We start from the raw sequence: 16,520 nt of genomic DNA on the forward strand, positions 1-16,520 counted from the left end.
CTAGAATGAAATCACGCTCGAATAATCTGTTTGCGTCGATTTTCGCGAAAGGTGCCTTGAAGGAGATGACCATGTTTGTGAGGCGCCCGCTGGCCGTTGATGACGGTGCAAACCTCGGACACCTCGGACCAGGTGTTGTCGGAGGAGGCCTGCTTCAGGAGGATGGAGCCCAGAAAATATAGTCACTCCGAAACCGTGACGAATTCCATATGGCCGAGGAAGCGCACCCACTACCCTTATCCCAAAAGTACGCTCTTTGGTAGAGAAGGGTATTTCAAGCAGGCACAATCCGTTGAGCACGTCACTTATCGTAGATTTTCCTGCATCTATCCTTTCAGACTTATCTATTTTTCGCAGTTATTACTGGTGAGCCAATTTCGTCAATGTGCCGTTCTGCTTTTTAATATTCCAGGCCCCTGGCACCTTCTCCCAGCAGCCGCTCAAAGATGATGTGCAGATCCTCGTCGTCAAGGTAGCCGCTCTCTAGGCAACCGCGGTCTATAGCGTCGAGCATCGTCTGCTCCTTCTCCTTTAAGCGGTCGTAGATCACGGCGTCGAGGGATAGATCCCTGTCATCGTGCATGAACTTCTCGCGCATGAAATAGTAGCGCGTCTTCTGGTCGTCTGGCAGGCCCAGGCGGTGTATGCGGTCTCTCGACTGTAGCAGATGTACCAGGTTGTAACTGTACTCGAAATAAACCGCGTCGTGGCAGACACTGTGTAGAGAGACTGACTCGGCGAGCGTTTGAGGGTTGGTCACGAGCACCATGAAGCGCCCTGCACGAAAGTCGTCCAAAATCTCGCGTCGCTCTTCCTGTGGCATTGCGCCGTAGATTGCCTCGGTGGGAATTCCCATGGCGGCGAGTTCGCGGCGGAGGTTTTTGATGCTGCGAACGAAGATGCACCATACGATGACAGGGCGGCCCTCGGTCACGATGCGCCCCACCAGCCGCTCGCACGCCAGGAGTTTCGAGCTGGGGCGGCTTCGTTCGATTGCTTCGTAGAACGTCTGAGAGAAGTTAACGTAGTCGATGTCCGAGTAATCGTCGCCAATCTGATCAAGCACGTACTCGAGGTCGCTGGGATCCACGGCCGAGCAGAGCATCTCAGGGTCGCTCTCAAGCTGCAGGGTGCGTATGATCCTCGCGAGCGCATTGGAGCTAGACGCGTACAGGACGCGCAGCAGCGTGTTCTCGTCGTGCGTCGCTTCGACCCCCACGATTTCGTCGGGTTCTGGGCGCGGCACACCGAGCTCATCCTTGTTCGTTCGACAGAAGAAGGGCGCCAGCCTGTGGTTAAGGCTTGTCTGAAGATTCGCATCGGGTGCGCGTAGCTCGCCCGGCTCGTAGCCGAAGAACGTGTCGTAGTCCTCGGGATACAGGATGTGCAGCAGGTTGTAGATGTCCTGGTAGGTGTTCGGGATGGGCGTCCCTGTCAGGGCGATCACGAACTTCGCGCCGTCAGCCGCCTCAAGCGCAGCTTTCGCGCGCCTGCCGCCGATGGCCTTTACCCGGTGCACCTCGTCGAAGACGAGCAGCGTCTGTTCGTGGATGATGGCGTGCAGCTCCCGCAGGTAGCCAGAAAGTGACTCGTAGTTGAACGTTAACAGGTTGCATGCGCCGCTGTCGAGAGATAGTGCGTTGCGCTTGCGTTCGGTTGACATTGCCGCTATGGAGGGGTCGCCCAGCGAGAAGCACCGCAGCGGTAGCTTCTCTCCGAAAGTGGCGACCCATTCCTTCTCCCACGACTCAAAGCCGTTCTTTGGGCAAACCACCACGATGCGACGCGCGAGCCCCAGGTGGCGTAGGTAGGCGAACACGCCGAGCACCGTCGCAGTCTTGCCGGCGCCGGGCACCGAGAAGTCCGCCGCGTGCCCAACTGCTGCCATGAAGAAGGCGTCGAGCATCTGCCGGTCGCGCAAGGAACGTACCATCGAGGCGTTCACTACATCGCGGAATTCTCGGAAGCGCGGCCCTAGCTGAGGGTCGTCGGCGATGCCCTCAGCGGTCTGTGCTTTGATGGCCAACCCCACCTCGGAGCGCTCGTGGATGTACGTCTCGCCGGCATTTACAAAGGCGTCGAAGCTTGGGTCCACCGCGACCTCGACGCCGTGGCCGTCAGCCTCCTTGACAGCCTCTAGCATGTCCTGGCACTCGCGCAGACCCATGCCGCCGTCGAGCAGGATGTGGTCGCGGTCGATGCCGTCGACTGCGCTCGCCGGGTAGTACAGCCAGGCGCGCCAAGCCGCTGAGGTCATGAATGTGGCAACGTCCTGCCCCTCAATGCGCAGGTACATACCTGGCCGTGCCTCGTCGTAGCAGACGACGGCCCTAGGCACGCTCATCAATCTCACCAATCAATTCTTCCACCTTGTTGGTGACGGCTAGGAGGTTGCGGCGCACCTTCTCGAGATCGTCGGGCCTTAGCTCGTCGAGCATCTCGGGAAGGATCTTTTCAAGCTCCGAGAGGCAGTCGGCGGATTTCTTGGCTGGAGTGTCCATGAGCTTGACGCGGCGCACTGTCTCCCTTGCGCGGTCACCGGCGCGCTTGAAGCCGTCGACGAGGTTGCCATCCGAGCGTAGCTCGCTTACCTTCTCGCGCGTGAGGGCGTTCGGCCCCATCTTCTCGAAAAGCTCGGACATGGCCTGCAACTCGGCAGCCTTGAAGTCGGCCTCTGCTTCCATGCCCGCCACGCTGCCGAAGTCTCTGACATATCGGGTGATGTCGCCCTCGGGCTGCACAACCATGTTGGCGAACATGAGCTGTTTGACGAGCTGCTTGTCGCGCTTGTTGTCGTACTTCTTAAGCACACGGCTGAATTCACCCAAGGGGCCGTCAACTTTGAGGGCGCGAGCGAGATGGTATTGCTCGGGAGCTTGACAGAATTCGAGGAACTCCTCCATGTACTGGGCGCGGTCGACGAGCTTTCGCACCTCGGCTTCGGACATGCCTGTCGCGTTACCGTACTCCGCGGGGGTGATGAGGTGGTTCTTCACCACGTCGCGGTATACGCCAACGAGTCGGTCGACGGGGTCGTATGCCACCTTCTCCTCTTCGCCGATCTGGATTGCCAGCTCAAGCAGCTTGATACGCTTGGGGTCACTGCTGGTGGCGTCGTCAAGGATGGCGGCCTCGAACCATCCCGCCTTGTTGTTTGCCCGAGCAAGGCGACGGACACAGGTCAGGCGTCGATTGCCGTCGATGACACGCCCGTCGTTGAGCACGATGCCCGGCCTCAGCTGGCCGCGAAGGGCGATACTCGTCTCGGTTTTCCTGAGCGCTCCGGGATTACTCTCGACGATGAAGTCCTCGATGACGTCGTTGTACTCGTTGCGGCCGAGGGCGAGCAGGTCCGCACTCTGCGCTGAGTTGTACTCACTCACCCAAGTGGCGATTCGGTCGTTCTGGTCGTTATAGAACAGAAGGTCGCACTTGATGCGGTAGATGTCGAAGTCGCGCGTCACGTTGTCGATGGAGTGCTTTTCCTTGCGCCCCGTCGACAAAACGTTGCCGGTCGCGATCCCTTCCTCAAGCAAGTCCATTTCGTGCCTCTTTCTTCCATGCCTCTATGGATGAGTAGTATGCGCCTAAAATGTCATCGTAGTAGATGTCGGAGTTGTAAATGGTCGTTGTCAGAAGTGGCGCCGGGCACGTAATGCCCAAATCGCTCGCGAGAAGCCGCGGCAGGTCATCGCGCTCGATTCCCTCGTGATGGGCGACGACCCACTCGATGAGGTCACAGGCGGAAAGCCGCGCCTCGCCGCCGGCAACAAACACCTTGGTTCCAGAGAGCGTGCAGCTGCGTAGGAGCCCTCCCGCGTCGAGCAATCCCTCGTAGAAGTCGTTGGGCATGTCCAGCCTGTACAGCGGATGCGAGGTGGCGCCGCTCGCACGCAGGCTCGCCACGGTGAAGGGCTCACATTTGGACGCGTCCATACTCACCGCGGGCGCGTACGACTCGATGTCCGCCATGCTTACGCCCACCACGTCGTTCAGTCGCGTGAACGAGATGTAGCTGTCGCCCTCGTAGACAAGCACGCGATGACTTGAAAGCGCTTGGCGCAGCACGTAGTGGAAGGCGGGATGCTGCCACACGGCGTTCTCAAACCCGGCGTCGCCTTTCGCAAAGGATGAATGGTCGGCCAATAGCCGCGTGAAGTGCTCTTTCGGGCTCTTCCCTTCTTGGAAGAACAAGCCATGATCCCGATAGTAGCCTACGCTCTCGATGCCGTGGTCGAGCGCTTCGGGTCGCTCGTCGGGAAACTCGAAGGCGAAACGCCGACGCACAAGTCCTGCGTCGCAGATGCGGTCGGCAAGCTCCCGAGCGAGAAAACCCTTGAGGGCGGGCGCCCCGTAATCGACGTTGCGTGTCTCGGGCGCGTCCGCGCAGGCGATCTCGTCGCCAATTGAGTGCTCGGCAGTCTCGACGCCAAGCCACTCCGAGACGCTCACGTGCGCGGGTTCGGCAAACAGGTCGAGCCATATCGCGGCGATGCCCGCGCTGAAGCCGTATTCGCGTTCGTAAGCTTTAGCAACAACGTCCTCAGGCTCATCCGCATGGCGCTCGGCGAAGGCGCGCACCTGGCGGCGGCGGTCGACCTTGCCGAACCCGACGGAGAGGTGGTCGCCCAGGGTGACGCTTTCGTCAGCGTTCCATAAGATCTGCTTCAGCTCGTCATAGAGCTCGGTAGGGGTGGTGATCCCTGCGCGCCTCAGTTTTTTGCGTGAGGTGCGGAAAACCAGGCGGGCGCACAGCTCGGCGCCGTCGCGTCGTACGGCATCCGCCGCTGCGCGTGCTGCCTCCGCACGCCCATCTTGCAGGCTGTCGAGTGCGTCTGCCATGGCGCTTTACGCCTCGCTTAGCTTGGGCCCGAAAACGCGTTCAACGTAAGCATCCAGCGTGCCCTCCTTGGCAAGCTCTGCGGAGTCCGCGAGCTCGAAGTTCGAGTCGCATCCCTGGCCGACCTCGTCGTGGAAGCCCAGGATGAAGTGCGTGGCGATCTCGTATATGATCTTGGTGGGCGCGATACCGAACACCTGGCGCTCCAGGATATGGTCCAGTCGCTCGCGGTCATCTGGGAAGGCGGCCTTCATGCCGGCGCTTCGATACAGCCGCTTGATGATCTCAGTGATGTACAGGCCAGACTTCATGTACAGGTCGGCGAAGGTGTGGTTAGGATCGTCGAAGCAGCCCGGGTTCTCCTTCTCGAAAAGGTCCACCATCTCAACCACGACATTGCGCGGCGTGAAGATCTGGTTGGTCTTCTGGGGCGGCACATAGTCGAAGATGTCCTCTGTCTGGGACTCGTCGAAGTAGTTGGCCAGTCGCTCGCGTAGCTTGACGAACTCGCACACGGAGTCGTTGAACACTACCTCGTTGAAGATGTGCCCGACGAAATGCTTCGTCTCGCCGGTCTCGGCGTCGGTGTAGTAGCCGCCGTCGCGCAGGAAGCGGAACTCGTCCACAGTGATGCTCGTTACATCGCGGAAAACGTCGGCGGGGATCACAGTGTCGAAGTTCGCGAGCGTCGTGCCCTCTTCGCCGTAAGCCATGAGGAACGACGGGATAGTACGCGAGAAGCCGCGCAGATGGGCGCGCACCTTGTCCTCGATGCCCTGCTTCTCGTCCTCCTTCTTCGCTGTCTCTATCTCGCGCACCACGGTTTCGCCGGCGCTCTGCACGAGCTCTTTACGGGTGTCCTCGAGCTTCTGGGCGAGCGCTTGGAAAGTCTCGGCCTTCTGCTCGTCGTACCGTTGATTCACCACAGCGCGCTCGGCTGCGTTGGTTGCCGCCTTGAGCTCGTCTTTTCGCAACTGCTTGATGCGGCGCGCCTGGATCTGATAGTCGCCTACTTGGCGGTTGAGCTGGATGTCGGCATCCGCCTGAACCTTTCGCTCGATCTGCTGCTGCTGGCGAGGCTTGAGCTCGCTGCCGTAGCTCTCCTTACCGGCCTGCACCAAAGGCTCGGTTACGCTCTTCTTGAAGGCTTTCTTGAGGTTGTCGAGCATCGCCCTGTCATCGTCATCGGCCTCGTGAGCCTTTGCGATGTCGTCCACGTAGCTCGAGAATTCGACGGTGATGTCGCCGTAGACCTTCGGCCCGAAGATGTCTGCCGCCTTGCCAACGACCTGCTCGTCGGGAATCTCCACCTCGCCTTCGTCGTTGATCGAGAGCTTGTCGGCTGTGCCCTCGTCGATCTTGACTTTGGTCTTCTCGGCGTTCTGCGCCTTGCCCTGCTCGTAGGGATCGAAGCGCTGGATGATCTCCACGACCTCTGCTGGCGCATGAAAGACGCTCGCGATGTTCTGGAACAGAAAGTTGCTCATGAAGCCGCGCTTGACTACTTCGCGGGCGTGGATCTGCCTCGGCACACTAAGCACCTGCTCGGCGTCGAGCTCGACCATCTGCCCATCGTCGTCCTCGCCGTAGACGGGGAAGAAGTTCAGCAGCTGGCGGATGTGGCGCTCGCGCGTCTTCGCGTCGCCGCCACCTTGCGCGGTTTCTCCGTACAGGTCGTTGGCGAACTGCTCGAAGATGGTGAGCGTGCGTGCGGGGTCGAAGTCGAAGACGTAGGAGTTCTCCTTGCGTGCGTAGTTGCCTCCGCCTAGGTCGAACAGGCACGGGTTCTGGCAGCGGAAGGCCGCCTGCATGTACAATGCGGGGCTCGTCATGTTCGAGAGCATGAGCACGGCAGTCCACTCGGGTATGGTCACGCCCGTGGTGAGCTGGCCCACTGACAGCGTGATGGTTTTGTCGTGGTCCTTGATCGCGCGGCGCACCTTGTCGAGCGACTTCTCGTTTTCGTCGTCGACGTCGATCTTGCCGTCACCGGCTGCGAGCACCACCTCGTAGTCTCCGAAGATGGGGTGCGCCTGTAGCTTCTTTGCGAGGGCGCGGGCAGAGTCGACGCGGTTGAGTATCCAGAACGTGTGCCGCAGCTCGTCGCGCAGCTCGGGCGTCGAGAACGGGAACTTCTCCTGCGTGGTGAGCGCGTTGAGGAACTTGTCCACGTCATCTTCGTGCACAAAGTCACCGTTCTGCTTGGTCGAGAAGAACTCGTTGAGATCGAAGGCGAACTCGGTCTGCTCGCCGTCGATCTTCATGCCGCCGCGGGCCTCCTGCTCAACGATGTCGCTCATCTGGTAGGTGAGCAGGTTGAGCTTGGGGAGGTTGGCGTAGGGGTTCGGCAGCTCGGAGTCGGCGGGCCAGTCGCGCTTGGCCTGCTGTTCATCGGCGTAGGTCCAGTTATAGATGGCATCATCGGCGAACTTTTCGTTGGCGATGGCCTTGAAGGGAGTACCGGAGAGGTGAAGCGTGAAGCGCCGCTTGATGTGGTCGAACGCCACGTCGGTTTTGAAGGTGTCCACGCCCTCGTGAGCCTCGTCGATGATGAGCACGTCCCAAGTGAGGTCGGCCACCTCGTTGAGTTTTTTGTACACGCCGCCGAAGCGGATGGAGCCTTTGAGGTCCTGAAGGCTCACGAACTCGATGAACCTCTTGGGGCCTTCCGGGTCGTTGCGGATAGCGCGCAGGTATTCCTCGCGGCTGAGGCAGTAGGGCTTGCCTGCCAAGGCGTCCACGCTGCTGATGAAGCGGTAGCCGTGCTCCAGGCCCACGAACTTCACGTAGTCGTCGTACCAGGAGTTTGCGATGGCGGGACGGTTGGTGACGATGAGCACCTTTTGCGCGTGGATGCGTAGGCACAGGTCGTAGGCAGTGAGGGTCTTGCCGAAGCGCGGCTTGGCGTTCCACAAGAACTCTCCACCGTGAGCGCCGCCCTTGTCCCAATGGGCGCGTGCGAAGGCGTCCGTCTGCTCAACGGCATGCTGCTGCTCGGCGCGCAGGATGTATGAGGCGGAGCCGGGTGTGTCCAGCACGCCGTCGGTGTCGCGAAATCGATAGAACTGCTGGTGGGATTCCTCACCGCTGATCTTGAACCATTCCGTTTTTTGTTCGCGCTCGACGCCCTGCTTCTCCAAATACGCATGGAAGTCTGTGTCGTGGAACGTGCCCGCGCGGTGCTCCCACGTGGCGTTGCCGCTCCACTCCAGGTGCCACCGCACGTCGGCGGTGTGCGTCTGTTGCTTGATGCGTTCGCGCACGTCCTGCTCGGTGTAGCCAATCTTTGTCCAGCCTTTATGGCGGTCGATTTCGGGCGTCGTATAAGCGTAAATCTGCGGCGCTGCAGGCGCGGTAGTCTCGATGATTTGGGAGATGTCAATGCTTGCCATGGCTAGTCCATCTCCTTCACATGGGATTCGATGAAGGAGATTTCGTTATCACTGAGGCCGTACTTCGCATAGAGCTGGCGGTCGATTTCAGCCACGGACAGCGACCAGTCAATATCTGAGTTAGAAGTAAAGTCTTGAAGAGGGACAAACTGCCAAAGAGGTTTAGCGATATTCTGTGTAACCTTCAGCGCGCCTAGTAGCGCTCTGCAGGTTTTTGTCTGTATATATTTTGCGAGTGCTTCCGCCTCATCGCGCGTGGTAAATTCGCCCATCGAAACGTAAGTTTCCGTATAGGCAATTCCTGGCTCGCCAATAACTGGATTTGAAAGCGTCTCCCCATAGGCTCCAGTTCCACTTGCCTTAGAAATTATAGTTTTGTAGCAGTTTAAATTTCTTACAGGTTTTAGATAGTCTTTACGAAAATACTTATAAGAACGTCCAGAATTGGTTCGTCCGAGTACTCTGACGTAATCATGACCGTCGCGAGGCTTTTCGTCAGTAAATAACGTCGGCATACGATTGAACGAGCTTGGAGCAACTCGAGGATCGGATGTTTGCGTCAGCTCATCAGGATGCTCTTTATATGCTAGCTCTGAATAACGATACAAGCCGCGGTTGGAAAAAATGCTGCCCACGTTATCCGTCATAAGGGGTTTAATTTTTTTGATAATTGCGCTCAACTGTTCATAGCGTGAGAAAAAACCTATGCACCCAAAGTCTTTCGCTGCATCGCGATAAACGATAGCAACACCACCTTTGATGTCTACATCGGAAAACACATCCGTGGAAGACGGATAGTATTTCTCAACTTTAATATGTTCATCATTTAGCATTTTTTCATTCCAGGCAGAAGGGGTGCTTCCCGCCCTGAATAGAAAGCGCGCGGGTGAAATGAGTTCGACCTTATCAGCAACACTGTAGGATGAATCATAGAAAAAATGGTACACAGGAGTATCGCTATTATTGTCACCCCTTGACTTGGTTTGGTAAGGAGGGTTCCCAATCACCGCGTAGAACTTCTTTCCCATAGCTGTTGCCTTGCCTTTCAATTTGGCGAACTCGAAGGGTTCGTCGTTCTGCCAGTCGTATATCACGCATAGGGGAACTGTTTCCTTTGGCTCCTCTTCTTCGTTTTCTTCGGTTGACTCGTCGGGGAACACGTCGTTGAACAGGTCGAAAAACGAAGGTTGTGTCGGCCCCAGCTCGGGCTCATCGAGTGTCCTCAGAGTCGACTCCACATCGGCACCCATCTTGTTGGTGGGCACGGCGTCGGTGAAGCCGTTCATCTGCCAGAAGTTCCAGGAAACGATCCAAGCCGCCTGCTCAAGCTCATCCTGCTCAGCGTCTGACCCCCAGCGGTTGCGGAAATGCTCGGCGAACGTCTCGAGCACGTTGATGCGCGCGATGAGCAGGTTGTCACCCTGATACTCAAAGCCGTACGTCGCACGCAGCGCGTCGAGGGCCCGTCGCACCCATTCCTTGCGCGTCTTGGTCTTTTCGGTCACGACGCGTAGCTTGCGGTCCAAAAAACCCACGCGCTCACCTACAGGCAGTTCGTCGCCGGCCACGGTATCGTAACGTGAGCACACGAACGGTGCTTCACCACAAGTGATTTCCAGTCGCGGCGCCTTTACGTAGGCATGCCAACCATGCCCCTTCGACTTGGGAAATTTAATCGGCTCATTGGTGGTCGTCCATGTATTGGTGCCATCATTCGCAATAGTTTCGGTGTTGAAAACGTTGCGTCGACCAAACCATGCCTCATCCAGATCGTTGTTCATCTGGTTGCAAAGCCAAGACGGAGTGAAAACCTCGGCGCGGCTTTTGGTACGCTGAGATTGCTTCTCTTGCTCCTTTGCGATACGCGGCTTGATGGCGTCGGAGTTCATGCCTGTGATCTTCTCAACGGTAATCTCGTCATCACCCATGTAGCCATCGCCCAAGGCCTCGTATTCGTTGTCGGCCCATATGATGTTTTGTCCCGTCGTGCGGTCGCACAGTAGTGTTTTAAGAATGAAAGTCGTGTATCGGCTGTTGAAGGATTCTATGAAGCCTTCGGCCGATATATCATGGATGGGCTCGGTCACGGCTACTGTCCCTTCTTTGCCAGCTCTTCGATCATGCATGTGCGCACGAACGCCGAGAAGCTCATGCCCCGGAGGGCCGTCTCCTCCTTGGCTGCGTCACCTAGGGTATCGGTAATGCGCAGGGTCACGGAGATCTGGTCGCCATCCACCAGAAAGCTTCTGATCTCAGTCTCGTCGGCGTCACTCTGGATGAATTTCTTGTAGCCGTCAGACATTTGTGTCCCTATCGTTTGAAATACAATACAAATGCGTTTTCAACATTATCACGCAGAGGTACGGCGCGGCACTTGGAATGGAGGGACAACCGATGTACGGGCTCTAAGCAAACACAGGGTGTGAGAGGTTTTCGATTGGAATCAGAGAAAAGTTTTCGACCTGAGCTGCGTTTCTTGGTTTTCGCTGGGTCTGGCGCCCGCACGTTCCTCGGCGTAGAGGACTTTGTTCTGCGCCTTCAGGATGTGCGCGGCGCACCTCGTGCTTATCGACCTCAAGGCCGGGATCCTCTCGACATCGAGCGGATCCAACTGTTCGGCGTGCGCCAAAGACTCAAGCAACTTATCCAGGCTTCTCGCCAGCCGTCCGGCATCGATCAGCTTGAGGCGCTCCGCCTTTTCTTCGTAGCCTAGCATCGGCTTGCCTTCTTCTCCCAACGACGTGTCGTGCAGTACCATAACCGTTTCGCGTAGCGAGCCGCACAACGCCGGCGATCCCGTGCGCATATCGGCTGCAAGCGCCGCGGGGAAAGACCATTCCGATTCGGACCGCGGCGTCGCGACCCGGGGACAGCCTGCCGTCCGCGCCACGACATCGTTGGTGCTAATCCTCAGGGGTATTCCGGCAACCGCCGACAGGCCGCGCCACTTTTTCGGGTTCTTCGCCCCATGCACGGCGCGCGCGAACAACGCGAAAAACTTCTGAAGGGAGACTCCTGTATCCACGCCCGACTTTGCTTCCTACCTTGCTGGCCCATCTGCTCCGCATGCGACTCACGTGACGCAAGGCACGCCACAGAGGCGGGCCTCCGAGTCTGAGGAGCAAGAGGTGAACGGCATGAAGGAAAAAGCGATGGGCGCGGTCAAGACATTCCACGAGCCCAAGGGCTACTAGATCGTCGACAAGGCCTGACAGAGACCCGAGGGCATCGGCGAGATCGGCCTCGTGGCGGTGGACAAGGACGGGATCCTGGTGTTCATCGAAGTCACGGTCCGGATCGGGACGGACGGCTTCCTCGAGGCCCACAGACTGCGCGGGCTTCGAGAGGCGCTGGTGGCGAAGTAGCTCGCAGGCAACTGCGAAGACTACGCCGACACCCCGGTCTGCTTCGACGAGGCGGCAATGATGGTCGTCAAGGAGAACTACGCTCTTCTCGGCCACTGCAGCAACGGCTTCGGCGAGATGGAGCTGCTCTCCTAGGCGGCCCTTCCGGTTCCGGCCCTGTCACTATGAAAGCGTACATATCCGTACGTTTCCGTGGTACAGACCGTTTGTCGGACAAATCCGTGCGATTTTGTTCCGACGCTCCAAGGTTCGGGGCGCGCTGACCCGAAGGCAGCGAGGCGCACCCCACTCTAAAGAGGACGCGACCATGCGCATGATAGCCATTGTCAATTACAAGGGCGGCGTTGGCAAGATGACGACCGCCGTGAATCTAGCGGCTACCTGCGCCGCCCGGGCCCTTCGGACCCTGCTCGTCGACCTCAACCCGCATGTGCCGGCCACCGAATCCTTCGGCGTCTACGAACGGGTCGTCTCCGAGCGGCGCGCCTTGGTCGAGCTGCTCTACGGCGGCGCCCCCGTAGAGGAGGTCGCCTAAGCCATCGCGGAGAACCTCGACGTGGTGGCGTCGACGATCGACCTCGTCGACCAGAACGAGATGCTGCTGCGCGAACAGCGCCTGAAGTCCGTCCTCAACGACGTCTCGGGCTCTTACACTGTCTGCCTCATCGACTGCAGCCCCGTGCCCCCAACGCCTATCTCGCTGTTGCGGAGGGCGGCATGGTCATCATCCCCGTGAAGCTCGACTCCACCGTGATGTGCGGAACGGCGCTCACCGTTGAAGCGACGTGCTCCATCGCCGTCGCGCTGCGCATACCCATGCCCCGCTGGCGGATACTGCGCACCTGCGTGCTCGGCCGCATGACCAACGCCTAGGCCACGGGTTAGTTCGTCCCGGACGAGCAGTTCGGGATGGTCATTTACGCGAGCAGCAAGGTCTACGAGGGCAACTGGTAATGGAAGCCGGTGGCGGCCTTCGAGCCGGGAAGTCGCCCCGCGCGCGACTACGAGGCGCTCGGTGACAAGGTGTTCCGTGAGCTTGCCCAGCCAGTGGCCACAGGCTTCACCATCATGGGGCTGTTCGACGGCGCCTCGCACTCCCTCGTGCCTGCGGCCGCCATCGGCGCTACCTCTTTCTGGGTGAGCCGACGACGCTGTTTCGCTCGACCCATGCGACGAGCTCGTCATGCAGCACGATGCCGTCGCGCGTCTTGCCGTTGATATAGCTGTTCGGGAACGGGTCGTGGGGATCCTTGACGAGCCGGTACATGGCGTCGCGTACGCCTCGTCGGCGCAGAATATCGCGTTGGTCGATGCGATGAACCTCACCTGGCTCCTGCTAATGCTCTTGATTATGGTCGTCCTCGAACTCCTTTCGTCTCGAGGCTCCCTCACGTGCTCGGCCGCGGGCGGCTCTTGGGGCGGTCGCTGCCTTCATTTCCTGCTGCTCCTCGACTCGACGTGGGTGTCCATAGATGCCTTCGATACCAGGAGTTTCCTGCCGAGCATGTACGAGTCGATCTCTCCTGACCAGATGAGGTCGTTCGCCTTTTTTCGGCTCGCCCTCATACACCCCTGCATCTCGATTAACGTCATCCATTCATCACAGCTCTGGTTGCTCTCGGGTGCGGTGCATTCGACTGTCTACAACATGATTCCTCCAATCTTCCCGTGCAGCACAGCGCATGGCACCGTGTGTTTTTCGTCTGCGCGATGATTGAACCGCTTGGAAGTGTGCGGCGCAACTGGTGGGAGCGGAGACAGGTCGAGGTCGGTCGAGCTGGTCGGGACTTCGCGAAACAGCCATGAGGCGCATACCTTAGCTGGCAGCTAAGTCTCTGGAAAATAAAAGGCGCCCCATACGAGCGCCTGTCTAGTAGCCAGAGTTGCTCGGTCGTGGTCAGAATGCTCGCCCTCCGCGGTGCTGTTGTCCGAGGTCCAGCATTTGTCGTGCGCCTTTTCTGTAGTATTTGCTGCTGCTCGTTCTGCGCGCGACCTGGGGTGCTGTTGGCCTGTTGCCCCAGGCGCATCCAGATAAGTGGTACCCACCCGTTGAGACATGGACATTGCGGGAGGGATGTCTGCGCAAGGTGGGGCGGACGAGTGGGCATCAGCTGCTCGAGAGGACCGCTCTGGCAAACGAGGTGAACGGCGAGAGGTTCTACTGCCGCAGGGCAAATCGGCGCTCAAGTAGCATGACGAAACGTATCTTTTCAAAGTTAGGTTCGACGTGGACAGGCTCGCCGAAGATCTCGACGAAGCCTTCGAACTGCTTTCGAGAGTGGCCTCAAGGGCCAACGAGTACAGCAAGACATATTCTCCCGACCGGCTGGAGTTGAATTCCGACAAGCAAAGAAAAGACTCTTTTATAAAATGGGCCGGAATCGGGCTTTGTGTGATGATGGTCTGCTTCGGAATCTTGATGCTCGTCTATCCGGTGTTTCAGGTCGGCCTCTGCTCCAAGTGGTTTCTATGATACGGAAGTCGTTGAGTTGGCTGGCTTTTGCCCAAAGCGTCATGGCGTTTGAGTTTCGAAACTGTCCTAGTTTTTGTCCATTAAGCCGACGAAGCGTATCGTCGCGTCACTCGGTGGCACGCGCTTCGAGATGGCGCGGAAACTGGGTGTAACTGGAATGGCGGAACAGCAGAATCGCCGCTATCGAGTGGGAGTGAGCATCTGGGCCGACAAGTCATATACCGATACGTTATATAATTTGTCGGCCCATTCGATAACCTTCTAACCACTTGAGCGCCGATAGTGAATAGAAGAGTGCAGGTGCTGCAATTCGTCGTTTACTTTTCGATGATGGCCGCGTTTATCCGGTCAACCAGCTCACGGGGATGTTCCACTCCGAGCACCAGTCGGTCATAGTGCTCACCCTTGAGTTGGATGACGATGGGACTTTCCGGTCTGGTGACATTCCAGAATGTTTTTCCCCCATGCTCAATGTATGTGCCGGCCCATTTACCGGGAACATGAAGGCCGGGCGAACGCAGCCCCTTGGCATCATCAAGAATGCCCGGATCCTCGCTGGCACCGAGAACATGCTCGAGCGGCACCACCAGTTTCCCCTTGAACGACCACATCTTATCCAAGCCTTGCGGTTCAATCTCCAGCGTTTGTCCGACAATTGCCACTTTGTTGTTCATGACTTATCTTCTTTCATCATCAGGCTGCAACCGAATATGTGCACGCTGCAGCAGCGTCTCACCAAGGAGCGTGGCGACATCAACGGTCACAGCATTGGTATCGTCAGATCCTGAGCTGGACAGCTTTACCAGGTAATCCCTGACCAGCCTGCGAACCTCTAGATCATGATCTGACAGCTCCATGAGTGCCACCAATACCAGATTGAGCACTCCTGAGTCGCGCGACTCCGAATCCGTTGCATCACGAAGCGCAGCCACGAACATGCCACGCTTGCTGCCGAAGGCACCGTAGAGACTGCCCCGGAGCAGACCCGTAGCCTTGACCAGAGCATCAATCGACGTTCCCTCATAGCCATGCTCCAGGAAAACCTCGCGGGCACGGGCAAGCACCTCATCATCATCGAAACTTCTCTTGCGACCCATGCACGCCAAGATAGCATTATTTGACTGAATGGTCAAGAATAATGGACGGTCTTCTTGTTCATGATTATCGTTACTTCTTTTTGGAAGCAGTCGGTGATGGAAATAGTAATTCGATGGCAAGCTTCCAGTGATGAGCACGAGAATCAAGAGCCATGAAGATGGCCCCCATCCGAGCATAAAGCCTATCCGAGCATAAAAACTGCCATAGGAGAAGTGATAACCAGTGTAATAACTATGTTTCCCGCTGAAACTACTGCCCTGAGGAACTTTCGGTGTTCTGTTTTTTGATTGAACGAATATATTCAGGGCTTCTAGGGAACCAACAAGGAATACGATTATCAGCTGGATATCAACGAGAATTGTTGAACTTATATGTGCAGTTTTCGATAATGGTTACAACGAGAAAGACCAGTGTAAATATCGACCCGTCAACGTCGCTAACGATGATACTGACAATCCAGATATCGATAAATGGATCCGGAACAAGTTCCGCGTCTCTTCCAGGTTTCATTCGACACTCCTTTAATTACAAGTAGAGTTGGCGACCATCAACATTTATGGTGTCAGTGGTCACCTGAATTGCAAATACTCAGAGCATAAATCAGCCGAAGCACTCCCTTATTACACAGTCAATCCCAATTATTCACAACAGCACTCTGGCAACATCTCCTCCAATCAGAGCTCAGCATGACCTGATCGCAGCGCCCATTTGATACCGGAAATTCCGCCCCAGACTTTACCGAGCGTGCTGATTCCGCTGATGATTCTATAGGCCGGGACACCGTATTGGATAAAGACAATTCCCGTCTGGAAAATGAACCCTCCCAAATCAAACCTCGGTTGGATCTGGTTATCTGAGGGTCAGTTATAAAAGAAGGTTCCGTCAGCTAAGAAGTTATCCAGTTTTTCAGCGAAATGCGGAATGGTCCTGGAGTCGGCATTTTTAATCTCTGTAGGAAGCTGATCCAGACAATCGGCCAATTGATCAAGTTCTGTAGTGCTGAGGGATGAACCATTTTCTCTGGTTCGGATCTGTTCAATCATTGGCTTCTGCGCAGTTGTAATGAGTTCAGGAACGCTAGCCGTTCCGGTAACACCAACATCGGTGCCGCTGACGCGCTTGTTTGCACTAGAGCCAGTACCTTGTGTGTGTTCTATGACTGCATATCAGTTTCCTTTGGTTGACATGTATGCCAAATGGCATAGCCGTGCATTAGCTGCAGAAAAACAAAAAGCCAACATAATTGCTGAAGAGATAAATATGTAGGGAAACATATGGTGTCTCGAAGTCTTCTATTGCGCGATTAGAGGGCGCTTTATCGGCTCCGAGTAATGCGAGGGGCAAGGTTAGCG

14 protein-coding genes are annotated in these 16,520 nt (G+C 57.2%); 4 read left to right on the plus strand and 10 right to left on the minus strand.

The features are described 5' to 3' along the window. Positions 1-400: 400 nt before the first annotated feature. The 7 genes from H3T89_RS01735 to H3T89_RS08865 all read right to left on the minus strand — a co-directional run bounded on the left by H3T89_RS01735 (position 401) and on the right by H3T89_RS08865 (position 11,257). The gene (locus tag H3T89_RS01735) at positions 401-2,344 is read right to left on the minus strand and encodes a DEAD/DEAH box helicase (RefSeq protein ID WP_198216045.1); all 1,944 of its coding nucleotides are present in this window, start codon (positions 2,342-2,344) and stop codon (positions 401-403) included. Then, the gene (locus H3T89_RS01740; protein ID WP_198216046.1) at positions 2,331-3,542 is read right to left on the minus strand and encodes a hypothetical protein; all 1,212 of its coding nucleotides are present in this window, start codon (positions 3,540-3,542) and stop codon (positions 2,331-2,333) included. Before H3T89_RS01740 ends, H3T89_RS01735 begins: the two co-directional genes overlap by 14 nt. Continuing rightward, a complete protein-coding gene (locus H3T89_RS01745; protein ID WP_198216047.1) occupies positions 3,529-4,842 on the minus strand; it encodes a hypothetical protein in 1,314 nt (437 codons plus the stop codon). Before H3T89_RS01745 ends, H3T89_RS01740 begins: the two co-directional genes overlap by 14 nt. 6 nt (positions 4,843-4,848) lie before the next feature. Further along, positions 4,849-8,232 carry a DEAD/DEAH box helicase gene (locus H3T89_RS01750; protein WP_198216048.1) on the minus strand — a complete coding sequence of 1,128 codons (3,384 nt, stop codon included), beginning with the start codon at positions 8,230-8,232 and terminating at the stop codon, positions 4,849-4,851. Between the two features lie 2 nt (positions 8,233-8,234). Further along, on the minus strand, positions 8,235-10,319 hold the full coding sequence (locus H3T89_RS09100; protein ID WP_198216049.1) for an Eco57I restriction-modification methylase domain-containing protein: 2,085 nt from the start codon (positions 10,317-10,319) through the stop codon (positions 8,235-8,237). A 2-nt stretch (positions 10,320-10,321) separates the two neighbouring features. Next, complete coding sequence (locus H3T89_RS01760; protein WP_232348375.1) at positions 10,322-10,534, minus strand: hypothetical protein; 213 nt, start codon at positions 10,532-10,534, stop codon at positions 10,322-10,324. A 141-nt stretch (positions 10,535-10,675) separates the two neighbouring features. Beyond that, positions 10,676-11,257: a hypothetical protein gene (locus H3T89_RS08865; protein WP_232348376.1), complete on the minus strand. Its 582-nt coding sequence runs from the start codon at positions 11,255-11,257 to the stop codon at positions 10,676-10,678. 653 nt (positions 11,258-11,910) lie between these two features. Here H3T89_RS08865 and H3T89_RS08870 point away from each other — a divergent pair. The 4 genes from H3T89_RS08870 (at position 11,911) to H3T89_RS01785 (ending at position 14,070) form a co-directional block, all read left to right on the plus strand. Then, complete coding sequence (locus tag H3T89_RS08870) at positions 11,911-12,132, plus strand: AAA family ATPase (protein ID WP_267872859.1); 222 nt, start codon at positions 11,911-11,913, stop codon at positions 12,130-12,132. A gap of 182 nt (positions 12,133-12,314) precedes the next feature. After that, on the plus strand, positions 12,315-12,470 hold the full coding sequence (locus H3T89_RS08875; protein WP_232348377.1) for a hypothetical protein: 156 nt from the start codon (positions 12,315-12,317) through the stop codon (positions 12,468-12,470). Between the two features lie 310 nt (positions 12,471-12,780). Further along, complete coding sequence (locus H3T89_RS08880; RefSeq protein WP_232348378.1) at positions 12,781-13,311, plus strand: hypothetical protein; 531 nt, start codon at positions 12,781-12,783, stop codon at positions 13,309-13,311. A 513-nt stretch (positions 13,312-13,824) separates the two neighbouring features. Continuing rightward, a complete protein-coding gene (locus tag H3T89_RS01785) occupies positions 13,825-14,070 on the plus strand; it encodes a hypothetical protein (RefSeq protein ID WP_198216050.1) in 246 nt (81 codons plus the stop codon). A 317-nt stretch (positions 14,071-14,387) separates the two neighbouring features. On the opposite strand, the gene H3T89_RS01790 is transcribed toward H3T89_RS01785, so the two are convergent. The 3 genes from H3T89_RS01790 to H3T89_RS01800 form a co-directional block, all read right to left on the minus strand. Then, positions 14,388-14,744: a hypothetical protein gene (locus tag H3T89_RS01790; RefSeq protein ID WP_198216051.1), complete on the minus strand. Its 357-nt coding sequence runs from the start codon at positions 14,742-14,744 to the stop codon at positions 14,388-14,390. Positions 14,745-14,747: 3 nt separating this feature from the next. Continuing rightward, positions 14,748-15,167, minus strand: a complete 420-nt coding sequence (locus H3T89_RS01795) for a TetR/AcrR family transcriptional regulator (RefSeq protein ID WP_198216052.1) — start codon at positions 15,165-15,167, stop codon at positions 14,748-14,750. Between the two features lie 861 nt (positions 15,168-16,028). Continuing rightward, the gene (locus H3T89_RS01800; protein WP_198216053.1) at positions 16,029-16,211 is read right to left on the minus strand and encodes a hypothetical protein; all 183 of its coding nucleotides are present in this window, start codon (positions 16,209-16,211) and stop codon (positions 16,029-16,031) included. Between the last annotated feature and the right edge of the window lie 309 nt (positions 16,212-16,520).

The sequence above is a fragment of the Bifidobacterium sp. W8114 genome (genome assembly GCF_016101165.1).
Lineage (GTDB): Bacteria > Actinomycetota > Actinomycetes > Actinomycetales > Bifidobacteriaceae > Bombiscardovia > Bombiscardovia asteroides.